This is a genomic window from Paraburkholderia podalyriae, assembly GCF_014397785.1.
GTDB lineage: Bacteria > Pseudomonadota > Gammaproteobacteria > Burkholderiales > Burkholderiaceae > Paraburkholderia > Paraburkholderia podalyriae.
The window spans coordinates 1-19,987 of record NZ_VZQQ01000090.1; the positions used below are offsets into that span (position 1 = coordinate 1).

Annotated in this window: 13 protein-coding genes and 1 pseudogene; 9 read left to right on the plus strand and 5 right to left on the minus strand. The window is 61.5% G+C overall.

Annotation, left to right across the window (positions count from 1 at the left end; genetic code table 11):
- Positions 1-92 precede the first annotated feature (92 nt).
- The gene (locus F6X42_RS38750) at positions 93-2,648 is read right to left on the minus strand and encodes a CoA-binding protein (protein ID WP_246530469.1); all 2,556 of its coding nucleotides are present in this window, start codon (positions 2,646-2,648) and stop codon (positions 93-95) included.
- Between the two features lie 10 nt (positions 2,649-2,658).
- Positions 2,659-3,957 (minus strand): ATP citrate lyase citrate-binding domain-containing protein, encoded by a 1,299-nt coding sequence (locus F6X42_RS38755; RefSeq protein WP_187639136.1) that lies wholly within the window; start codon positions 3,955-3,957, stop codon positions 2,659-2,661.
- 1,194 nt (positions 3,958-5,151) lie between these two features.
- Here F6X42_RS38755 and F6X42_RS38760 point away from each other — a divergent pair.
- A complete protein-coding gene (locus F6X42_RS38760) occupies positions 5,152-6,183 on the plus strand; it encodes an IS110 family RNA-guided transposase (RefSeq protein WP_187639137.1) in 1,032 nt (343 codons plus the stop codon).
- A gap of 393 nt (positions 6,184-6,576) precedes the next feature.
- On the opposite strand, the gene F6X42_RS38765 is transcribed toward F6X42_RS38760, so the two are convergent.
- Positions 6,577-8,274 (minus strand): sialidase family protein, encoded by a 1,698-nt coding sequence (locus tag F6X42_RS38765; protein ID WP_187639138.1) that lies wholly within the window; start codon positions 8,272-8,274, stop codon positions 6,577-6,579.
- A 265-nt stretch (positions 8,275-8,539) separates the two neighbouring features.
- Between F6X42_RS38765 and F6X42_RS38770 the strand changes: the two genes are divergently transcribed.
- The 4 genes from F6X42_RS38770 (at position 8,540) to F6X42_RS38785 (ending at position 12,605) form a co-directional block, all read left to right on the plus strand.
- Positions 8,540-8,686, plus strand: a complete 147-nt coding sequence (locus F6X42_RS38770) for a DUF1289 domain-containing protein (RefSeq protein ID WP_187639139.1) — start codon at positions 8,540-8,542, stop codon at positions 8,684-8,686.
- A gap of 678 nt (positions 8,687-9,364) precedes the next feature.
- On the plus strand, positions 9,365-10,183 hold the full coding sequence (locus F6X42_RS38775; protein ID WP_187639140.1) for a hypothetical protein: 819 nt from the start codon (positions 9,365-9,367) through the stop codon (positions 10,181-10,183).
- Between the two features lie 36 nt (positions 10,184-10,219).
- Complete coding sequence (locus tag F6X42_RS38780) at positions 10,220-10,789, plus strand: HD domain-containing protein (RefSeq protein ID WP_187639141.1); 570 nt, start codon at positions 10,220-10,222, stop codon at positions 10,787-10,789.
- Positions 10,790-11,237: 448 nt separating this feature from the next.
- The gene (locus F6X42_RS38785; RefSeq protein WP_187639142.1) at positions 11,238-12,605 is read left to right on the plus strand and encodes an MFS transporter; all 1,368 of its coding nucleotides are present in this window, start codon (positions 11,238-11,240) and stop codon (positions 12,603-12,605) included.
- Here the strand turns inward: F6X42_RS38785 and F6X42_RS38790 are convergent.
- Together F6X42_RS38790 and F6X42_RS38795 are read right to left on the minus strand one after the other, a co-directional pair.
- Positions 12,572-12,925 carry an NIPSNAP family protein gene (locus F6X42_RS38790; RefSeq protein ID WP_187639143.1) on the minus strand — a complete coding sequence of 118 codons (354 nt, stop codon included), beginning with the start codon at positions 12,923-12,925 and terminating at the stop codon, positions 12,572-12,574. The genes F6X42_RS38785 and F6X42_RS38790 overlap by 34 nt on opposite strands.
- 145 nt (positions 12,926-13,070) lie before the next feature.
- Positions 13,071-13,874, minus strand: coding sequence for an IclR family transcriptional regulator (locus F6X42_RS38795; RefSeq protein ID WP_187639144.1), 804 nt, complete (start codon positions 13,872-13,874; stop codon positions 13,071-13,073).
- Positions 13,875-13,967: 93 nt separating this feature from the next.
- Here F6X42_RS38795 and F6X42_RS38800 point away from each other — a divergent pair, with 93 nt between their 5' ends.
- From F6X42_RS38800 to F6X42_RS38815, 4 genes and pseudogenes are all read left to right on the plus strand, one after another.
- Positions 13,968-14,954 (plus strand): fumarylacetoacetate hydrolase family protein, encoded by a 987-nt coding sequence (locus F6X42_RS38800; RefSeq protein ID WP_187639145.1) that lies wholly within the window; start codon positions 13,968-13,970, stop codon positions 14,952-14,954.
- A gap of 126 nt (positions 14,955-15,080) precedes the next feature.
- Positions 15,081-16,391: a homogentisate 1,2-dioxygenase gene (gene hmgA, locus F6X42_RS38805; RefSeq protein WP_187639146.1), complete on the plus strand. Its 1,311-nt coding sequence runs from the start codon at positions 15,081-15,083 to the stop codon at positions 16,389-16,391.
- A gap of 74 nt (positions 16,392-16,465) precedes the next feature.
- The gene (gene mhpA, locus F6X42_RS38810; RefSeq protein ID WP_187639147.1) at positions 16,466-18,133 is read left to right on the plus strand and encodes a bifunctional 3-(3-hydroxy-phenyl)propionate/3-hydroxycinnamic acid hydroxylase MhpA; all 1,668 of its coding nucleotides are present in this window, start codon (positions 16,466-16,468) and stop codon (positions 18,131-18,133) included.
- A gap of 1,411 nt (positions 18,134-19,544) precedes the next feature.
- Positions 19,545-19,880 (plus strand): annotated as a pseudogene (locus F6X42_RS38815) (ISL3 family transposase); the annotation flags it as partial.
- Positions 19,881-19,987: the final 107 nt, after the last annotated feature.

Here is a 19,987-nt window from a genome sequence, read left to right on the forward strand (position 1 = left end):
CATACGTGCGATGGGGATGCGTACGGCTCGCTGCGTTCGACATGGCTGACTGTCTCCATCAAGCTGAACGCGCCCATCATGCGTCGAAATATTCAGCAGTGAGAAACGGTCGTGCCGAGTCGCTTACTCTTCAGCAGCAGGGCGGCGATCACGGCATCGACATTGACGCAATAGACGTTGCGTGAGACGCCCGCATCGAACAGCACTTGCACGAGCTCGCGATAGAACGCATGGAACACGTTGTATTCCCCACGTTTTTCGCACAGGTCCCCGATGAACACCTCGCGCGGATCGTGGTTGACCGGCCTGTCCTTAAAGACTGGATGATTCACGCCCGGAAGCTTCGCGATGTCGAGGCTGCCGGCATTTTTCTGCCGAGCCTTGTATTGCGCGTACCGGTCTACGGAGCGCTCGGCCAGCGATCGCAGGTCCACGCCATGCCCGGCATTGGAGGGATCGGCGAGATCGCTGTCCCTGAACGCTTCGATCAGAAACGCGATGCCCTCGTAACCGTTGCCGCCGTGCGTATAGCCGGTATGCGAAAGAAAGCCGACGAGCGCCTTGTTGAGTTGCACGCGTTCGGGACTTTCCGGACCGTCGGCCGATACTGCGCCCTTGGCCCCTTGCGCCGATATGGCTCCCGGGCCGTTGGTGAGCAGCAGGCCGGCGAGCGTCCTGAAGGCGAACAGGTCGTCCGGGCCAGGCTTGAGGTTGAGCAGCGCGGCAAAGCAGATTTCAGTGAGACTGCGTTCGTTCAGCAGCTCTAGCGTGGCAAAGCCGCAGAAGCCGTCTGGACTGTGTCGCGAGGCATCCGCGGAAGCGCCGATCAGCGTCCCGAACAGCATGGTCCACCAGGGCAGGCTCTCGGCGGTCACGCGCGAAATGCGCTTGCGCATGAGCGGGCCCCACGCCAGTGTCGTGGTGATCGCGGCCAGCACCGCGTCTGCCGTAGGGTGAGCGGACTGAGACGTGAGCCAGCTGACGAAGGCCGACTTCACGCCGCGCTCGGCGAGTCCTGCGAGCATCGCCTCGGCACGCGGGTCGCGCGAGTCGGCGAAGAGCGGTTCGCAGCCGCTCGTGTCGATCCGTGCGATGTCTAAGGTCTCGTCGAGCGCGTTGGCAAGGCTGTCAGCGGAGAAGCGATCGATCATCCATTTCACGGCCTCCCGCGCCGCGCGTTGGCGATTCGGCCCGACGATCGACGCCGCGGCCGCGAGGATCGCGTTCGGTGCGTTACCGGCCTCGCGAGCGGCCTGCGCGGCCGCGAGTTCAGGCTTGCCGTGCAGATTCACGAATGCGGCGACCGCTACATCGATGAGATTTTCGTCGTTCGTGCCACCGAATTCGTGCAGCAGGGCAAGGCTCAAGTTCGCTTCGAGCGAGTGCGTCGCGGCTTCCAGCATCGAGGTTCCGTGCAGGCTGCTCACCTGCGTCTTCGCATCCATCTGTGACGCGCCTGATGCGTCCTTGAGCGCCTGACGCGGTGCAATCGCGCCGACCTGGCGATTTACCTGGAGGACCTGCTCGTTGTATGGCGCGACCGCTTCCACCACGGGAATCGCAAGGCCGCAAGGAAGCTCCATGCCCTGGTTGGAGCCGAACCACGGTTTAAGCGCGAGACTGCCTTCGGGCTCGAAGTCGGTTATCGTCGCGTTGGCGCGCATCACGGCAGTCAGGGCCGCGGGGATATGCGCAATGTTCGTGACCACGGCGCCCTTGACGGAGCAGCAGGGGTGATCGGGCGTGAAAAGGCCGTCCACGCCGAACTTCTCCATGAACCAGCGTTCCTTGGCTTTCGCGTCGTCGGCGCCGCCGGCCATGGCGCCGGCATGGCCGACTGCCCGCGTCAACTGGCTCTTCCATCGACCCACGACGCAGGCGACGATCGGTTTCGTAAAAGCCGCATCGGCCTCGTAGTAGCCACCCGGTTCGCAGTAAAGCACGGCCGCCTTGCTACGTGCGTCGTTCGCGAGCGCGAAGGCGAATTCGGGCGCGCCGTAGTGGATGTAGACGTCCTTGCCGCTGGAAATGACCGTCGATGTGCCCCAGCCGCTCATGCGCAGGTACTGTGCGATCGTCGTGCTGAAGCCGCCGGAGTTGGAGAAAATCGCGATTGATCCCTTGCGCAACGAATCGTCTGGATTGTCGCCGCCAAGCGCTCCGCCGATTCTCACGCGATTCCACGAGTCGGCGACGCCGAGCCCGTTCGCCCCGAAGATGTCGATGCCCGCTTGCTGCCCCATCGCGCGGATTTCGCGGGCGTCGTGAACCGCAATCTTCTCGGTGATGATGAAAATCTTCCGCAGATCGGGATTGACGCGAATCAGTTCGGCCACACCGTCGCGGGCCGCCGATGGAGGCAGATACACGACGCCGCAGTTGAACCTGTGTCCCCCTTCCAGACCCTCGCGAACGTTGTTGTAGACAGGGATGTCGCCGATCGATGTGGCGAGTACTTGTCCGCCTTTGCCCGGTGCCGTGCCGAACACGATATTGCCGCCGGAGAATGCATGACTGACGGGCGTCACATCCGAGGATTCACCGCCCAGGATGTTGAGCACGCACACGCGATCGTCGCGCGTGGCGATCTGCGCGAGCGAGTTGACGCCGACGAAATACTTGAAGTGGTTGCTGCCTTGTTTGTACATGTCATTCTCCTCAGGCCTGAGCCGCTTCGGTTTCCATCGCGGGCGCGCCGATCTGCGCGGCTAACTGGGCCCGGCCACCGGCCCGCATCCATGCGTCCGCCTGCAGTGCGTATTGAATGACTTCACTGATGTCGGAATCAAATCCGAAGAGCCGGTAAGGCAGACCGAGCGAGTCACATGTGTCTCTCAGCGCGGACATGCCCCGCACGAGGTTCGGGCCTCCGCGGCCCAATACGACAAAAAGCGGCGTAGGGCCGTGCTCGCTGAAGTGTTCGCGAAGGGCGTCGGCCATCGCCCGCAGCGTCTCGAAGATGTCCGTGTTGTTCGACTTTCCGCCGATGATGAAAAGCACATTCGCCTGCTCGAGCCAGTGCCGGAAGCAGATACGGGCCACTTCCTTCATCTTTGCGTAAGGCGGATTGCCGCCGAAATCCGACGAGATGATCGCGGCGTCGCCCAGCATTTCGGTGACGAGCGAGTTGGCGCCGCCGCCGAAAGTGGGGGCGAGGATCGTGCCCTTCTCGTTGATCACATACACGTCGCTCTGGCCCTGGTGGGTGCGCAGCTGATTGATCTCCTGCTCGAAATCCGAGTAATCGGCGGCGAACAGATGAGGCGGCAGGCCAAGACGCGCCCAGCGCGGATCGTCGCGATCGAAGCCGCACTTGAAGTCGCAGGCAACCGGTGTGAGGCGTCCCTTCGTGTCTTCGCGCATGCGAATCGGATTCAACTCCAGCGCGGTCATGCCGAAGTCGTGAAACAACTCCCAGAGTTTCGGCAACTGTTGAACGAGTGGCGAGATGATCTCCTTCGGCGCGCCGATCTCGCTCAATGCATTCGCGACCACGAACGCCTTCAAACCGGTCAACGCGTCGAATGGCACCATCGCCACATGCTTCGGGTCGACCTCTTCGATGTCCATGCCGCCCATGTGCGAGAGCGTCATGGTCGGTGCGCGAAAGCGGGTGGAATCGGTGATCGAGAAGTAGACCTCGTGTTTGGCGGGAACGCCGGCTTCGAACGTCACGCCATTCGCCTTCGCCTTCATGTCGCCGACGGCATGCTCGGCGAAGTACAAACGCTCCTTTTCGGCCAACGCTGTCTTGAGGTCGGTCGCGCGACCCAGTAAGCCCGCCTTTCCCTTCTTGCCGACTCCGCCCTTGAAGACTGGCTTGATAAAAATCTGACCATGACGATCGATCAAGGCCTTGATTTCATCCTCGCTGGCGCTCGGGGCCAGTATCTCGCTCGCCGGGAATCCGACGAATTGCAACAGGCGCGCGCCATGCAACATACCGGTAATCTGCATCGAAACGTCTCCTGAAATTCATTGCGATATAAAGGAGAACGGCTCGTGTGGCGGCAACGGTACCGCTGCCGCAGCGAGCCGCCTCGCAAACAGATATTCATGCCGCCATGCGTCTGAGTGCTATTTCATGAGGCATTTCGTTATAGACACTGGCCGGCAGGCACGCCGGCCCGATCGAACGACTTGCAGCTCGTTATGAACTCCTGGTGCTCGAGCGCGCCGCATAGTGCGCCTTCGTCACGTCGAAGTCCGCGTCGCCGCAGCGCGGCTGAAGGGTGCGCGCGACGATTTTGCGCGCGACGTAATGTGCACATTCGACGGGATATGTGTACCGCTATCAGGCTGCAAGCCGTAACACGCTCATCGCCGGGCGTTCCACCGCAGGCGGAAATACATGCCACGTACCGTCATCATGGAGGAAGAAATAAATTACCAACGCCGCTGCGGGCAGCAATGCCTCGACGCATACATAACGTCGCCGACTTGAGGGTATGCGACCGAACCGGATTACCCGAACCGGCGTCGCCGGAGTCGGTCGAATCCATTTTTCGACCAGCAAACGCAAAGACCTATCCACCGAACGCATCACCGTCTCTCCTTCAACCTCTGTCTCGTTGATGTAGCCATTTACATAGAGCTACAAACAACAGTAGGCCGTGAGCACATCATTTTTTGCACGGCTCATAGGGTGTCGTTGCGACACTGTGTCGATCGCGACCATGGTGAGAGGTTGGTATGCGAATTTCTACCTCATGACACTCGCGATAGCAGAATCAGGCGCGCATCGGTGGTGGCAGCGCTTTGCCGCTACTTCCGTACGACGCTACGATCTTAGTGTGCTAAATCCTTCTGCCTGCTTTCACCAAGGCAGGTTTTCTTTAAGGTCTATCCCTACGTAGCTCAGGCGCGATCAATCTGTACTCGCCGCTTTGGCGCAACATGATCGTCGATCGCGATTACCATACGGGCGCAAGGAAGATCGAGACGGATGCTTCGAATCGCGCCGGCTGTCTCTCACGTGATCGCCTTCGGACATTCGCCGATACGCGGCGACTGACTCTTGTGGGTCGACATGAGCCAAAACGCATCGGGCAGCACGCGGCCATGAACAATGGGATGGACTCCTCCTCACCCGACTAGCGCACGGCGCATGATTGACGACGTGTTCGACCGGTCAACGAGGAGGAACCCGAGATGGACATTATTCGCGTTGGGATCGATCTCGCAAAAAACGTTTTCCAGGTGCACGGCGTCGATCGAAGCGAGAAGCCGGTGTGGCGCCGCAAGCTTACCCGTAGGGAATGGCTGGACGTCTTGCAGCGAACCGTTCCTTTGCGCGCCGTGATAGGGATGGAAGCCTGCAGCGGTGCACACCATTGGGCGCGGCGTCTTCAGGTGATCGGATACACGGTCAAGCTGATCGCCCCGCAGTTTGTGAAGCCGTACGTCAAGAGTAACAAAAACGACGCAAACGACGCCGAAGCTATCTGTGAAGCGATGAGTCGGCCAGGCATGCGTTTCGTCGCCGTCAAGACCATCGGGCAGCAAGACGTGCAGGCAGTTCACCGCGTTCGCGCCGGATTGATGGAGCAACGTAACGCAAAGGCAAATCAGATCCGCGGCCTGACCTCCGAGTACGGCATCGTGGCGCCCAGAGAGATTCTCCAGTTGCGACGCGCTGTTCCTGTTTGGCTGGAAGACGTGAACAGCGGTCTGAGCGACCGTTTCCGGCGCCTGCTCACGGGGCTGTGGGAAGATCTGCGTTCCCTGGACGACCGGATCCGCGAACTCGACCGCGAAATTGCCGCAATTGCTGCATCCGATCCAGTAGCTAGACCTCTGCAGCAACTACGTGGTGTCGGGCCGATGGTAGCAACCGCGCTAATCGCAACCGTGGGCGATGCCAGACAGTTCGCCAATGGCCGACAGATGGCCGCGTCGCTCGGACTAACGCCCAGGCAAAACAGTTCCGGAGGAAAGGAACGGCTGCTAGGAATTAGTAAGAGAGGCGACGCCTACGTGCGCTGCCTGTTAATTCACGGTGCGCGCGCGATGATCCAGATGGCCAGACGACGGACTGATGCACTAAGTCTGTGGGTTATGCGCATAGCGGGAGACCGGCACCCGAATATTGCAGCCGTGGCGCTGGCAAACAAGACGGCTCGAATTGCCTGGGCGATGATCACAAGGGAAACCGACTATCAGCCGGAGCTTGCTGCGCACTGAAACCGAGAGCAACCAGCTGTACCTTCATCCACGATTGCAAAACAAGCCGCACGATGGCCAACAGGTCGAACCGGCGCTGATCAAACCCGCGAAGGACCGAGGCCTCGAGCCCGTAGGAGCGATTGGGAGTCAGCGCGCGAATAGCCCATCAGGGTCCGTTGCCTCGCAGAGGCACATTTGTACGAGACCGGATATACGTGAGCGATCGACAATGAGGCTTGATAGGCGACATGTTTGCAAACGAGGAGGAGTCCATATACGGTCCTTCGCTCACGTTGGCGCGCGGTCATTGAAACGGCTGATTGGCATTCAAATGCGGTCGGACCTTTTGTAATAAAGGAAAGGCGCGTCCCGGAAGATCGGGCGGCGACCTCCAGTCGCCGCCCGTTGTGCTTACGGCAACGAGATCTGGCGGGTGTATTCGGCCGTCACGTTGGGAGCCGTGGCTATGCCGAATAGCGGGTAAACGGTCTTGAGTCCGCTAGCAGCCAGGCCCATGTAATCGCCGAGGAAATGGCCACGTGCCACCGGAGCGTTCAGTATGTTGAACGAGGCTGTGGTCAGTCGCTGCTCATTGCCCCAGTTGCCAGGGCTCGTGCACCCGGTAGTGCAGAAGACCGCGAAATAGTCGGTGCCCTCGCCGCCGGCGGGTGTGTTCGTGTCGTTACGAAAGTCGTAGTAGGTCACCACGACGGTCTTGCCGTCCCCCGACGCGACCACCGCCGGGATGAAAGCCTGCTGTCGGCACGCGTTCGTGGCATTGGCCGGGGTCTTGTTGATCATCACCGGCAATGACCAGGTTTTCCCGAAGTCATCCGACTCGCTGAAAGCGATCCCGTCGATCGGGATTGTTCCAGTGGGCGTAGTGCACTTGGCCGTCACAAAGCGATCGTCCTGCCAGGCGAGATAGATCGCCCCCGTGACCGGGTTCACAGCGACACTGTAGAGAATGGCCGCGTCGCGTAACGGCTGGCCGGTGTCCGGAGAGACTACTCCGGCCACCTGAATGTCGCTGGCGAATGCGGGCCCCGACCAGCTCCCGCCCTTGTCCGTGGACTTGATATAGCCGATGTTGAGAATCGCCGGCGTGACATTGATCGCGGTGAAGAAATCGAGCAGAGTCCCATCAGGCAACACCCGCACGATGTTGTCGATCGTCTGTTTGTTCGTGCCCGGCTGGTAGATCGGGGTGGCCGTGCTCCAGGTCACGCCATTGTCGACGGATCGCGAGAAGAAGCTTGGGCCGGTAAAGTTGAACTTGAAGAACGGCGCACCGCCCTTGCACGGCGGCTTCGTGAAGGGCTCACACACCGAAGATGCGCCCGCAGTCGAATTAAGCAATTTGCGCGCGATGTCGACACCATCGTTTTCCGCGAGCAACTGGGCGCCATCCTTGGTTGGCGGGAAAACGCTCAGCTGGTCCCACACCGCATAGACGTTACCGTTCGCGGTCGGATCGGCAGTGAGCGAGTTCTTGTCATTGAGCACGTGCGGCGAAGTGTTACGGATCAGCGTCACCGGAGCTTGCCACGTTGTGCCGTGGTCGCCGGAGCGGCTGATCAGCATCCCGCTATTGCGTGCGCCAAACGCAGTCGTTGGCTGCATGGGGTCAAACACCAGCGACATGAAGAAGGCCGTTCCGTCTTGCGCAAAGTCTACCCATGGATCGGAGGCGCGACGGAACTTGCCCCCCGTGCAGTCGGTAACGCCGGACGGGATCGAGTTGGTCCAGCTGCCGCCCCCATCCGCGGAGACGACGCCGACGAGCCCGCGCGAGCCACCGTCGTCCCAGCGGTCCTGCTGGTGGCCGACGAGGAGGCGAGCCGTGCTGATGTCGGTCGTGGTCGGATCGGCCGCCAACCATGGCTCGATCGACGTGGATGGATAAAGGATGCTCCCGAATGCGGACTCCTGCGCGTGCACCTGGTCGGCAGTGCATCCGCTGAATGGATCGCCCGCGGCCACCTGGACGAGCAGGCCGAGCGTTTGCGCCTGGGCGCCTGGGCCGATCGCGCAAGCGAGCGCGATGACGCCGCCGCCTGCGATGCCCTGGGAAACAAAACGGGATAGGCGTGTGAAAATGGATTTCATTCTGTGCCTCGCGAAAAAGGGTAAAACGCCTTTGCACTGCCGGCTGTACACTACCGGCAACACGACTCTCGCACTGTAATATCCATGTGCGAAAACGACTCGCCCGACCGCAAAACCACCGCTTGCCACCTGCACCTACAGAAACACACTAGATCGCGGCATCCGCCTTTGTGTGAAAAATCCGTTACGGATCCCAGTTCATCACGCGGCGTGCGCCTCTCTATTGACGTGGTATAGGGCTTGCAGAAGATCGGTCAGAGCATGTATGCGCTTGCAGAAGCACGGCGCCCCAGAATTGCGGGCTGACCGATGGCGATCAAGTCGCAAGTCGCCGTGCATCGATGTGTGCGCCCTTGACGGCACAACCAGGCGCTGCCTCGGCTGCTATACCCGCGATGAGATCCGTGGCTGAAAGACGATGACTGACCACCGGCGCCATGAAGCGTCGACAGTTTCGTTGGGAGACTGATCGGAGGCGTTCAACCATACTTTGGGCTGCCGCTAAGGCATGGCTGGGACCCAAAGGCTGCACTTAGAGCCACTCGTCCCGCAGTGTCCGATTTACTCTCGTTTTGGACGGGAGTGGCAGCAACGGGTCGGTTCCGGACGCCTAGTCGAAAAAATCCGAATCTTGAAGGCCCCGCAACGCGGGAGGACGAGCGCAAAGGAGCGTGTGACGAGGGCCTTGAGGCGAGCCCATGGCGCGCCTGTGTTGTAACCAATACGAAAGAAAATGGTAAAGGTTGTGGCGCCGTTTTAACACGGTTTAACACAACTTCCTCGCAAAGCCTTACCAGGCAAGGCCTTAACGAGGTTCAAATCCTCTCGCCCCGACCAAAGAAATCAAGGGCTTACGGTGAAAGCCGTAGGTCCTTTTTTCATTCGCGCGCCGCCGTTACCGTCTGGTTACCGGAATCGCAGCGGTCTGCCCATATTCCTCGCGAGCAAATCACGCCGCGGATCGATCACGCTTCAGCATGCGCAGGACGATCACCGATGCCCTGATAGGTCGGGTCAGCAAGCGTGCAGAGCATCGTGCGACGCATACGGCCCGTAGCGCAGACCCGGGTTGTCCGCCTAGAATGACGGCATGACCCTGCTCAATATAATCACAACATGGCAGCCAGGCTGCTGGTGCGTCGCCCAACTGCAACTCTGCGCCCATCATTTCGAAGAAGCCCCGACCGAAGTTTTTCGCTACCCGGCTCAATGGGCTTGGTTTGCGTGGCGACCCGCCAGCACCGCACTTCCGTTCCGGGCGCCCGACGGGTGGGGACTGACGCTCGAGCCGCCCGGACCTGAACTGGCCGGCGAGATTGGCGCGGCACCCGTCTACCTGCTCGATGAAGCGGAAGCCGACTGGCCGGCGCTGCTCGACATCCTCCTCGTCTGCGACGATCTCGACCCCTGGCTGCGCTCGATCGTCGTGCAACGCCACGAGAGCGAACGACAGGCCCGCGAGACGCGGTATGCGGAGCGCTACGGTGTGGGTGAATCGGCCGCTTTCGAGCGGTTCCTGCTCAGGACCGTTGCGGGCGCAACGGATGCCCTTAGCGGTGAGCACACACCCGCCGACGGCGAATCTCAGCGCGCCACGGATCGGACGATCACACTGAAGTCATATCCCCACTGCACCGCGACGGTCCAGTTGCGCGATGACGGTGCGCTGGTTTTCGACCTGTACGATCGCGACTACCTAGGAAGCGGCCGCGCCGACACATATTGCGTCGAAGGCGCCGGCGTTGCCTTGCTTCATGACGTGATGGCGCATACGACAGGCGAGCGGCCGGCCACACCGGAAGCCTTGCTCATAGCCATCGGCCAGCATTACCCCGTTTGGGCTGACGCCTATCGATGGCTCAGTGAATCGGGTGTACCGTTCACCCACGAGACCGATCCGTGGGCCTAGCTTCACACATAACTATTCACGATAAAGGACCACACGATGCTCACCGAAAAATTCGTCCGTGCGACAGAGCTCGCACTGCGCCTGCACGCGACGCAGCGACGCAAAGGCACGCAGATCCCCTATACCTCGCACCTGCTGGGCGTCGCGAGCCTCGTGCTGGAGAACGGCGGCGATGAGGAGCAGGCGATCGCGGGCCTGCTGCATGATGCGATCGAGGACGTCGGCCCCGAAGCCGTACCCGCCATACGCGAAATGTTCGGCGAACGCGTCCTGAAAATGGTGGAGGGATGCACGGATGGCGTGCCGGATGCATCGGGTCAGAAGTCGGACTGGCGCACGCGCAAGCTCGCCTATCTGGCGCATCTGGAGCAGGCCGAAGCGGACGTGCTGCTGGTGTCGGCGTCCGACAAGCTTTATAACGCGCGAGCGATCGTTACGGACCTGCACACGGTCGGTCGTGCAGTCTTCGACCGCTTCACGGCCGGCGAGGCGGGCACGCTGTGGTACTACGGGGAGCTCGCGCGGATTTTCCAGGTGCGGCTGCCGGGCGGCCTGTCAAAGGAACTTGAGCGCACCGTTGACCTGATGAAGGCCACGCCGCATTAACGCGCACATCGCGCGCCGCCGATGTTCGAGGACGGCGCCAAGCTGAGTTACATCGAAAGGCTGCGCCGCGCCGGCGTCACGCCGTGCAAAGCGGCCCATCACGCGTTGCTCCTGCATATTGCTACGCGGCTTCGACATATTGAGCGAAGCACGTGCCTTTCAAGTTCATATTTCGCGGGATGCGATTGGACTGAGTTCGGCCATAACCAGCCAATAGGCTTAACGTCGTGGATGGCCGATCTCATGGGTAAAGCAGCCGTGCAGCCGGACTGATACTCGCGTACTTCGCCCGGCTCAAGCCCTTGTTTACGCCGCTGGCGCTACCGGTGTTCTCGTGATCGCCAAGGCAAGTCATGTCCGCTGATCGGAAATTGGCCGGCGCGCGCGCCGACGCCAACGATAATCGCTGGCATGCGTTCCAAGTAAGCGCGCCTACAGGAGACACGACATGTCAGAACCCTTTTCGGCAGGCGAAAACGCCGCCTCGCCCACGATCGACTCGCACGCCGTCTATGCGCGCGTCTCCCGGCGCATCATGCCGTTCCTCGTTGTGTCGTTCGTTATCGCGTTCCTTGATCGGGTGAACATCGGCTTCGCACAGTTCCAGATGAAGCATGACCTCGGATTCTCGGACGCCGCCTACGGCTTCGCCGCTGGCGTGTTCTTCATCGGCTATATGCTCTTCGAGGTGCCGAGCAATCTCCTTCTGCATCGGATTGGTGCGCGCAAGAGCTTCAGTCGCATCATGATTCTATGGGGTGCGGTCTCGGCGGGCATGGCGTTCGTCTCGACGCCCGCAATGCTCTACGTGATGCGCCTCTTGCTCGGCGTCTTCGAGGCGGGATTCTTCCCCGGCATCGTGCTGTATCTGAGCTACTGGTATCCCGCGCGCTACCGGGCCACGCGCACCTCGTGGATCTTCGCGGCGATGGCCTCAGCGGGGGTGGTGGGCGGGTTGCTGGCGGGCACAATCATGACGCGCATGGAAGCCGTGGTGGGGCTGCGCGGCTGGCAGTGGCTCTTCGTGATGGAAGGGCTCCCGGCCATGGCGCTGGGCGTAATCGCACTCATCTGGCTCACGGATACCCCGGCACAAGCGAAGTGGCTCACAGCTGAGGAGCGCGCGTACATCGTCGCGGAACTTGAAGCCGAGCGCGCGAGCCGGACGCACACCGAGTCGCACGCCTGGGGCGACGTACTGAAGCGCCCTGCGATCTATGCGATCAGCTTTGTCTACTTCACGCTGTGCAGCATCACGATGGCGCTCAACTTCTGGCTGCCGACGCTTGTAAAAGAGGCCGGCGCGGGCACCCTCGCGTATACGGGCCTGCTCGCGGCGGTGCCGTTCGGCGCTGGCGTTCTGGCGATTGTGTTTGTCGCGCGGCGCTCGGATCGCCTGAAGGAACGGCGGTTGCATTACATCGTGCCGACCATCGCGGGCTGCGTGGCACTGCTTGCGCTCGCGTTCTTCCGCTTCGACCTGGCGACGACGGTGCTACTGCTCTGTATGGCGGTGGCAGGCACCTTCGCGGCGCTGCCCGTCTTCTGGGCAATTCCGCACGAGTTCTTGTCCAGCCGCACGGTGGCCGGCGGGCTCGCGGTGATCAGCTCGATTGGCGCGCTGGGTGCTTTCTTCAGTCCCACGGCCATCGGCTGGGCACGCACGATGACTGGCTCGATGAAGCCGGCGATTCTGCTCATCGTCGTGCTGTCGCTCGTGGCGTGCGCGGTCGTGCATCGGTTGCTGGGCGCGCGTACAGTCTTAGCGCGCGCTGGACTACATCAAGCGATGCTTTCTTCGAGGCCGACCGAGTAAGACGCGGCGATGGGCGTGAAGAACGGCGCGGGCACGAGAATCTTGCTCTCCTGATGCTGGATGAGCGGCAGGATCTTGTCTACGTAGTTGAGCCAGCGAGGATCCTTCTTCAGGTGGGCACGGCGTTGCGCGCGATCGCTGAGGTCGTCGTATGCCCACATGTGGACGATCTGGTTGAGCGTACCAAGCTCGGTCGTGTAGTAACCGATGGGGCGTGGAAGGTATTCGAGCTGGATAGCCAGTCCTTCCGACGTATATAGGGAAAAGTAAGTGGCAGTTTTACCCGGGTGCAGGGTATAGGTTCGGTGTTCGATGATCATCTTTGTCGTCTCGCATGAAGGCAGGTGGCCGCGGCCGTCTACAGCCGCTCCCGATATGCTCTCCCGGAAGGGACCACGAAGAGCCAAGTTGTTTGCCTGGCGGAAAGAGGTTTGTTCAGAACATCGAACGATTGAATGGCAGATTTTAATTCCGCCCTGGAAAACTGTGCAGCGAATCGCGAATGCGCGCGACGGTGGCGTGCAATTGACGCGCGAGCAATTCGATGCGTGGACCGGACATGCGGCTGTCGACGGCCGCCACGCTAACGGCGGCAACCGGATTGTCGAGCGTGTCGAGCACGGCCACGCCGACGGCCGTGGTGCCGAGCGTGACCTTGCTGCGAATGAGGGAATGGCCTTGGCGGCGGCACGTCTCAATCGCCTTGCGCAATGGCCCTTCCTGAAGCGCCTTATTGTCCCCATGGCGCAGTGTGACGTACGCGATGGTGTATTCGCGCTCGTCTTCGGGCATGGCCGCAAGAATCGCGAGCCCGCCCGCGCCCAGGCCCAGCGGCCGGCGGCTGCCCACTTCAAGTGTGATCACGCGGATCGTGGAGGGCCCCTCGTAGCGGTCCTCGCATACAGACTCGTTGCCGCTGCGCACCGTGAGATAGACCGTGTCTCCAATCTCTTCCGCGAGGCCCATGAGAATGGGCCGGCACGGCTCGCGCAGATCGTAAATCTGCGTCGCGGCGAGGCCGAGCTCGAAGGCGAGTGGGCCGAGCACATAGCGCTTGTTGGACTCGCGCTGCATCACCATACGCTCGGCGATGAGCCGCCGCAGCAAGCGATGCGCGGTGGAATGCGGCAGCCTGGCTGTCTCCGAAATCTGGGTGAGGGCAAGGCCGTAGCGGCCCGCAGTGGCCAGGAGCCGGAGCATCTCCATGGTGCGCTCGACGGTACCGGGCGCCGAAGTTTCCGCTTTGATTTCTTTGGATCGCGTGTTCATCAGGTGGAAACGTAATACTCAATACCTATATGGCAGCAGTATATTGAACGTACTGCAGTTTATCCAACGTTTCCAACCAGTGGAATTCTTAACATGAAACTCGCTTCTCTGAAAAACAGCACTCGCGACGGCGCGCTCATCGTCGTTTCCCGTAACCTCAAACGCGCCGTCTCTGCTGGGGAAATCGCGCCGACACTGCAGGCCGCCATCGACAACTGGCAGGATGCCGAGCCGCGCCTCCAGGCGCTTTCCGAAGCGCTCAACGCTGGAAACGTTGTAAATTCCTTCGACTTCGACGCGAGGAACGTAGATTCGCCGCTGCCGCGCGCTTACCAATGGCTCGACGCAAGCGCATACCTTAGCCATGTCGAACTCGTGCGTAAGGCGCGCGGCGCGGAGATGCCGAAGTCGTTCCTCGAAGACCCGCTGATGTACCAGGGCTCGTCTGACTACTTCACGGGACCGCAGGATCCGGTGATCGTGGGGAGCGAAGACTGGGGCGTCGACCTTGAAGCGGAAGTTGCGATCATCACTGACGACGTGCCAATGCTCACGACGCCCGTCGATGCGCGCACGCACATCAAGCTGTTGATGCTCGTGAACGACATCTCGCTGCGCCACATCATTCCCGCCGAGCTGAACAAAGGCTTTGGCTTCCTGAACGGCAAGGGCGTGACCGCGTTCTCGCCGGTGGCGGTCACTCCGGACGAGCTGGGCGCGCAATGGGACGGCGCAAAGGTTGACCTGCCTCTCACGGTGCACATCAACGGCGAGAAGCTGGGAGACCCGCTCGCGGGCGTGGACATGTACTTCGATTTTCCGCGCCTGGTCTCGCACGCCACGGCCACGCGCGCGCTGGGTGCGGGCACCGTGATCGGCTCTGGCACGATTTCGAACCATGACCGCGGCCGTGGCTTCTGCTGCATTTCGGAAAAGCGTGCGCTCGAAACGGTCGCGCACGGCGAGCCGAGGACAAGCTTCTTTCGCTTTGGCGACCGTGTGCGCGTAGAGATGTTCGACAACCAGGGCGCATCGGTCTTCGGAGCTATCGACCAGCCCGTCCAGAAGTACGCGCGCTGACCCAAGCAGCTTCAACCGCCGCATCGGCGTGACATGCAATAAGAGGCCCGGACTTGCAGAACAAACGCAATTCGGGCAGCACGGACCTGTAACAGGTAACACGAAAGAGTCGACTTGAGGTTAGAGATGACTGTTCAGACCACAACAGAAACCCAGCGCTACTTGAGCGGATTCGGCAATCACTTTTCGACCGAAGCCCACCCCGGTGCATTGCCCGAAGGAAGAAACTCGCCGCAGCGTGCGCCGCTTGGCCTGTACGCGGAACTGCTTTCTGGAGCGGCCTTCACCGCGCCACGCGCCGAAAACCGCCGCACATGGACGTATCGTCTGCTGCCTTCGGCGATGCATGGCGGCTATCGCTCGGTCGCGCATGAGACCTGGGAATCCGGCCCGTTTGCCGAGGTCGACACGCCCGCTAATCGCTTTCGCTGGGATCCGTGGCCCGCGCCCACGGCGCGCACCGATTTCCTCGACGGCATTGTGACCGTCGCGGGCAACGGCGACCCCGAGGCTCAATCGGGCATCGCGGCGCACGTCTACCAGGCCAACGCTTCGATGATGGACCGCTATCTGCTGAACGCCGACGGCGAGATGTTGATCGTGCCACAAGCGGGCACCCTTTCGATCAGGACCGAGCTTGGCGTGCTCGACGTCGCGCCTGGCGAGATCGCGCTGATTCCGCGTGGGATGCACTTTCGCGTGGAATTGCCCGATGGAAAGGCGAGCGGCTACGTCTGCGAGAACTACGGCGCGCCGTTCCGCCTGCCCGAACTTGGGCCGATCGGCTCCAATGGTCTTGCAAACCAGCGCGATTTTCTTACGCCGGTCGCGGCCTTCGAGGATGGCACGCGCGACGTCACCGTGGTGCGCAAGTTCCTCGGCAAGTTCTGGGAGGTGAAGCAGGCGCATTCGCCGCTCAACGTGGTGGCGTGGCACGGCAATCTCGCGCCCAGCAAGTACGACCTCGCGCGCTTCATGGTAATCGGCACGATCTCGTTCGACCACCCGGACCCGTCGATCTATACGGTGCTTACCTCGCCTTCGCTGCACCCTGGCACCGCAGACTGCGACTTCGTGATCTTCCCGCCGCGCTGGCTCGTTGCGGAGGACACATTTCGCCCGCCCTGGTTCCATCGCAACGTGATGAGCGAATTGATGGGCCTCGTGCGCGGCGTGTACGACGCGAAGGCGGAAGGCTTCGTGCCGGGCGGCGTGAGCCTGCATAACTGCATGATGCCGCATGGCCCCGACGCGACGACCTTCGAAAAGGCCAGCGAAACGGATCTTCAGCCGCACAAGATTGACAACACGCTCGCGTTCATGTTCGAGAGCCGCCGCGTGTTCCGGCTCACGCGCCGCGCGCTGGAAGCCGCGAACCGCCAGCGCTACTACGACGCCGTCTGGGACGGTTTCACAGCGCCGCAGATGGCGCACTGAGCAAGGCGCACTGCATCGAAACGAGCATTCGCCCCAGGCGAACGATCCTCAGAAAGACGCAGAAAAAGGAAATCATGGAGACATACGACGCTATCATCGCGGGTTTCGGACCCACCGGCGCCACGCTCGCTAACCTGCTCGGCACGATGGGCATGCGCGTGGCGGTTGTCGAGCGCGAGAAGGGCATCTACGACCAGCCGCGTGCGATCACCGCCGACCACGAGGCAATGCGCGCGTTCCAGGCCGTGGGCCTCGCCGAGCGCATCGAAGCGGGCACCTGTCCGCATCCGGGCACCGACTTCGTCGGCGTGAACGGCGAGGTAATCAAGCGTTTCTACCCGATGCCGGCTCCGGGCCCGCTTGGCTGGGAACCGACGTTCATGTTCTATCAGCCGAGGCTCGAGGCGGTCCTCCGCGATGGCGTCAAGCGTTTCGCCGATATCGACCTGATGCTTGAACACTCGCTCATTTCCGTGCGCCAGGACGCGGAAGGCATCGAAGTGATGGTCGCGGGCCCGGACGGCGCGCAGAAGACGCTGCGCGCCGCCACGCTGCTCGGCTGTGACGGTGCGCGCAGTGTGGTGCGCGCACAGATCGGCGCGTCGGTGCACGACCTCGCGTTCGACGAGTGGTGGGTCGTGGTGGACGTCAACCTGCACGGCGACATCGAATTGCCTGAGCGCTGCGTGCAGTACTGCCGCCCGTCGCGGCCCGGCACTTACATCGTCGGGCCGGACCGCCTGCGCCGATGGGAAATCAAGGTGATGCCAGGAGAGGCGCCCGAGTCGTTCAACGATCCCGGACACCTCGATCGCGTGCTCTCGACCTTCGTGGATACGCGCGGCGTCGACGTGAAGCGCGTGGCGATCTATCGCTTTCACGCGGTGGTGGCGGAACAGTGGCGCGAAGGCCGCGTGTTCCTGCTCGGCGACGCGGCGCACCAAATGCCGCCGTTCCTCGGCCAAGGTCTGTGCGCAGGCGTGCGCGACGCATACAACCTCGCGTGGAAGCTCGACGCCGTGCGTAAGGGCAAGGCCGCCGATTCGCTGCTCGATACCTACGGTGCGGAGCGTCGTCCGCACGTGCAGACCGTGGTGGAGCACGCGAAATCGTTCGGTTTGATCATCGGCGAGCTCGACGAGGTGGCGGCATTGGAACGCGATCGCATGCTCGGCGCCGAACTCGCGGCGGGCACAGCCACGACAGTGCGTCAGGCGTTTATTCCGGGCCTCGCCGCGGGCCTGCTGTATGGCGCGGAGCGTGGCGAACTGGGCGTGGGCGCGGGCGAGCTGTTCCCTCAGCCGTGGGTCTCGGGGCCGGCGCTCGAGCGCACGCGGCTTGACGATCTCGTACGCGGTGATTTCTACATCGTAACCAACGAGGCGCAGACCGCACAAACGGCGCTCGAATCGCTGCGCGCAGTGCCCCAACTCGCCCAGGCGAAGGTGGTTTGCATCGGCGAAGCGCCCGACGTGAGCGATGCCGTAGCGGGCGTGATCCGCTGCACGGAAGAGGGTGATTTCGTAAGCCGCTTTCTAGCGGACCACGGCGCCGTAGCCGCCATGGTGCGTCCAGACGGCTTCGCGTATGGCAGTGCGACTTCAACGGAAGCGATGGCGGACGTGATTGCGACGCTTGGCCGGGCCCTGGCAGGTGAACCCGCGACGCCGCCTACGCGCACCGGTGCAGCAGGCCGGACAGTGACCGTCGAATACCGTGCACCCAGTTCCCTGACGATCTGAGACAGGAGGGGTTTCAAATGCCGCCTTCTGTTGCCGGAAGGCGCATCAAGACAGGGTGCTACGAAAACGCAGATTCAGGCGAAGTCGTACAACGAGACGGAGTAGCCTCGTTGCCCACGAGTTGCATACGAAACGACACGGCGAGCACAGAACGCGTTTTCAGTAGGCACAGCGCCTTGCCGCGTGGTCGCCGGCTAGTGTCCTGAGTCAGAAATTCGCATAAAACCCATGCGCCATGGTAACCAACGGAGCGTTGTTGCGATCGTTCTCCTTGGGCGAAATGACTGAGTGTTCCATGGCGCAAGCCGCTCAATGGCGAATTCAACAGACCCCGGCAGGATTGCCGGAAACATGTTTGAGGGGGAGGCTGATGGATACGACCGAGTATTCGTTACGTTCGTTGATCGAAAAATGGCTTGCACCGACTCCGGAGAGTCCGGTTCGATTAACCCGATTCAACAATCGCACGCACCCGAGTCGTGCACGTTGTGCGTGTGTCGAGGCCTCGCGACCGGCCGCTTCGCTTGCAATATTCTTCTTCCGCCACGAGGACGGTACGTGGCACGTGTTCCCACCTGTGGCCAAGCGTCCGACGATGAGCGTTTCCCTGCAGTGCACCGCGGTTGGGGAATCTGCGGGGCTATCCAACGCCGAGCCAGTCTGGAGTGAGAGGAGTTAAAGATGCTCGATGAGTCGGAACGTCTAACTCTCGAACACCTTCGAGAGTTAGAGGTGTGGACGTGCGCTTGGTACGACAAAGCCATTGCGGCGAATTTTGTAGGCCCCGCGTATCATCCCGATGAGAAGGTCATAAGGCGTCTCCGGGGTTACTACCACGCCGGCCTGTCGCCGGCTGAAGCCGCGGAGGCTTGCTTCGGAAGAACGCACTGAACAGGCTCCGTTATCGCCTCTTGGCTGGGAAAGGCCGCTGTGCGAATGGCAATCAGCGATCTGGGAAAAGCAATGAATTTCTAACTCATGACACTAGTACGTCTGCATCACTCGTAGAAATCTTTGGGCGGACCGTCTCGTTCGCCATATCTTGGCCGGAAGAAGTCGCACCAACGGAATTCTGTTGCGACCGGCTTGCCAATAGCGCCACCTGCCCCTGTGTCAGCCATCACGAATGCGATGGAGCCTCCCATTGCAAGAAACGAAACGTCCGCTTGCAGCAGTCAAGCGGACGTTTGCGATTGCGGTCCGTTCGTCTCATGTGGGTCGGACAGCGCCCGCTGACTGCGGGCACAGACTAGATCTCCCTGCTTCTTTCGAATCTCGAGTGGGTGGTTGCCGGGTCAAGTGCGGGCGTCAGCCCGGCGAAGCGAACACTTGACGCGCGTGGCGCAAGTAAGCTGGCATAGGGCTGGTTGCGGCAGAATGCTGCAACCAGCCCTGCAAGACAATGCGAACAATGACGAACCAAACCCAACTCTTTGAGGCGGCCCTGGGAATCAACGCGCCGTGGTATGTGCAAGGCGTCGATTTCAGCACGGAACTGACGATTGCCGTGGACTTTGTCGCGGGCAGCCGGTTTGCCTACCCCGGGGTGCCGGGCGAACACCCGGTGCACGACACGGTCATCAAACGGCTGCGCCACCTCAATTTCTTCCAGTTTGACTGTTATCTGGAGGTACGGGTGCCGCGTGTGCGCTTGCCGGACGGCTCGGTGCGGCTCGTGGAGCCTGACTGGATGGGTAGGCTGGATGGCTTTACGCTGCTGTTTGAAGGTAAGCGGCTCGCGATGGCCGTCGTAGACGGGCGCAAGAATCGGCATCAAAGTGATGTCCATCATTTTCGAAGTGGTGGACACCATTTTGTCAGAGCCAACTCGGAGGCCTGGCAGCCGTAAAGGCC

What these genes read in the sequence shown, in the direction of transcription:
- F6X42_RS38755 (WP_187639136.1), bottom strand. Translation starts at nt 3,957, where the DNA reads ATGCAGATTACCGGTATGTTGCATGGCGCGCGCCTGTTGCAATTCGTC.
- F6X42_RS38770 (WP_187639139.1), top strand. Translation starts at nt 8,540, where the DNA reads ATGCGCTTGCAGAAGCACGGCGCCCCAGAATTGCGGGCTGACCGATGG.
- mhpA (WP_187639147.1), top strand. Translation starts at nt 16,466, where the DNA reads ATGGAGACATACGACGCTATCATCGCGGGTTTCGGACCCACCGGCGCC.
- F6X42_RS38765 (WP_187639138.1), bottom strand. Translation starts at nt 8,274, where the DNA reads ATGAAATCCATTTTCACACGCCTATCCCGTTTTGTTTCCCAGGGCATC.
- F6X42_RS38795 (WP_187639144.1), bottom strand. Translation starts at nt 13,874, where the DNA reads ATGAACACGCGATCCAAAGAAATCAAAGCGGAAACTTCGGCGCCCGGT.
- F6X42_RS38780 (WP_187639141.1), top strand. Translation starts at nt 10,220, where the DNA reads ATGCTCACCGAAAAATTCGTCCGTGCGACAGAGCTCGCACTGCGCCTG.
- F6X42_RS38750 (WP_246530469.1), bottom strand. Translation starts at nt 2,648, where the DNA reads ATGTACAAACAAGGCAGCAACCACTTCAAGTATTTCGTCGGCGTCAAC.
- F6X42_RS38800 (WP_187639145.1), top strand. Translation starts at nt 13,968, where the DNA reads ATGAAACTCGCTTCTCTGAAAAACAGCACTCGCGACGGCGCGCTCATC.
- F6X42_RS38760 (WP_187639137.1), top strand. Translation starts at nt 5,152, where the DNA reads ATGGACATTATTCGCGTTGGGATCGATCTCGCAAAAAACGTTTTCCAG.
- F6X42_RS38785 (WP_187639142.1), top strand. Translation starts at nt 11,238, where the DNA reads ATGTCAGAACCCTTTTCGGCAGGCGAAAACGCCGCCTCGCCCACGATC.
- hmgA (WP_187639146.1), top strand. Translation starts at nt 15,081, where the DNA reads ATGACTGTTCAGACCACAACAGAAACCCAGCGCTACTTGAGCGGATTC.
- F6X42_RS38790 (WP_187639143.1), bottom strand. Translation starts at nt 12,925, where the DNA reads ATGATCATCGAACACCGAACCTATACCCTGCACCCGGGTAAAACTGCC.
- F6X42_RS38775 (WP_187639140.1), top strand. Translation starts at nt 9,365, where the DNA reads ATGACCCTGCTCAATATAATCACAACATGGCAGCCAGGCTGCTGGTGC.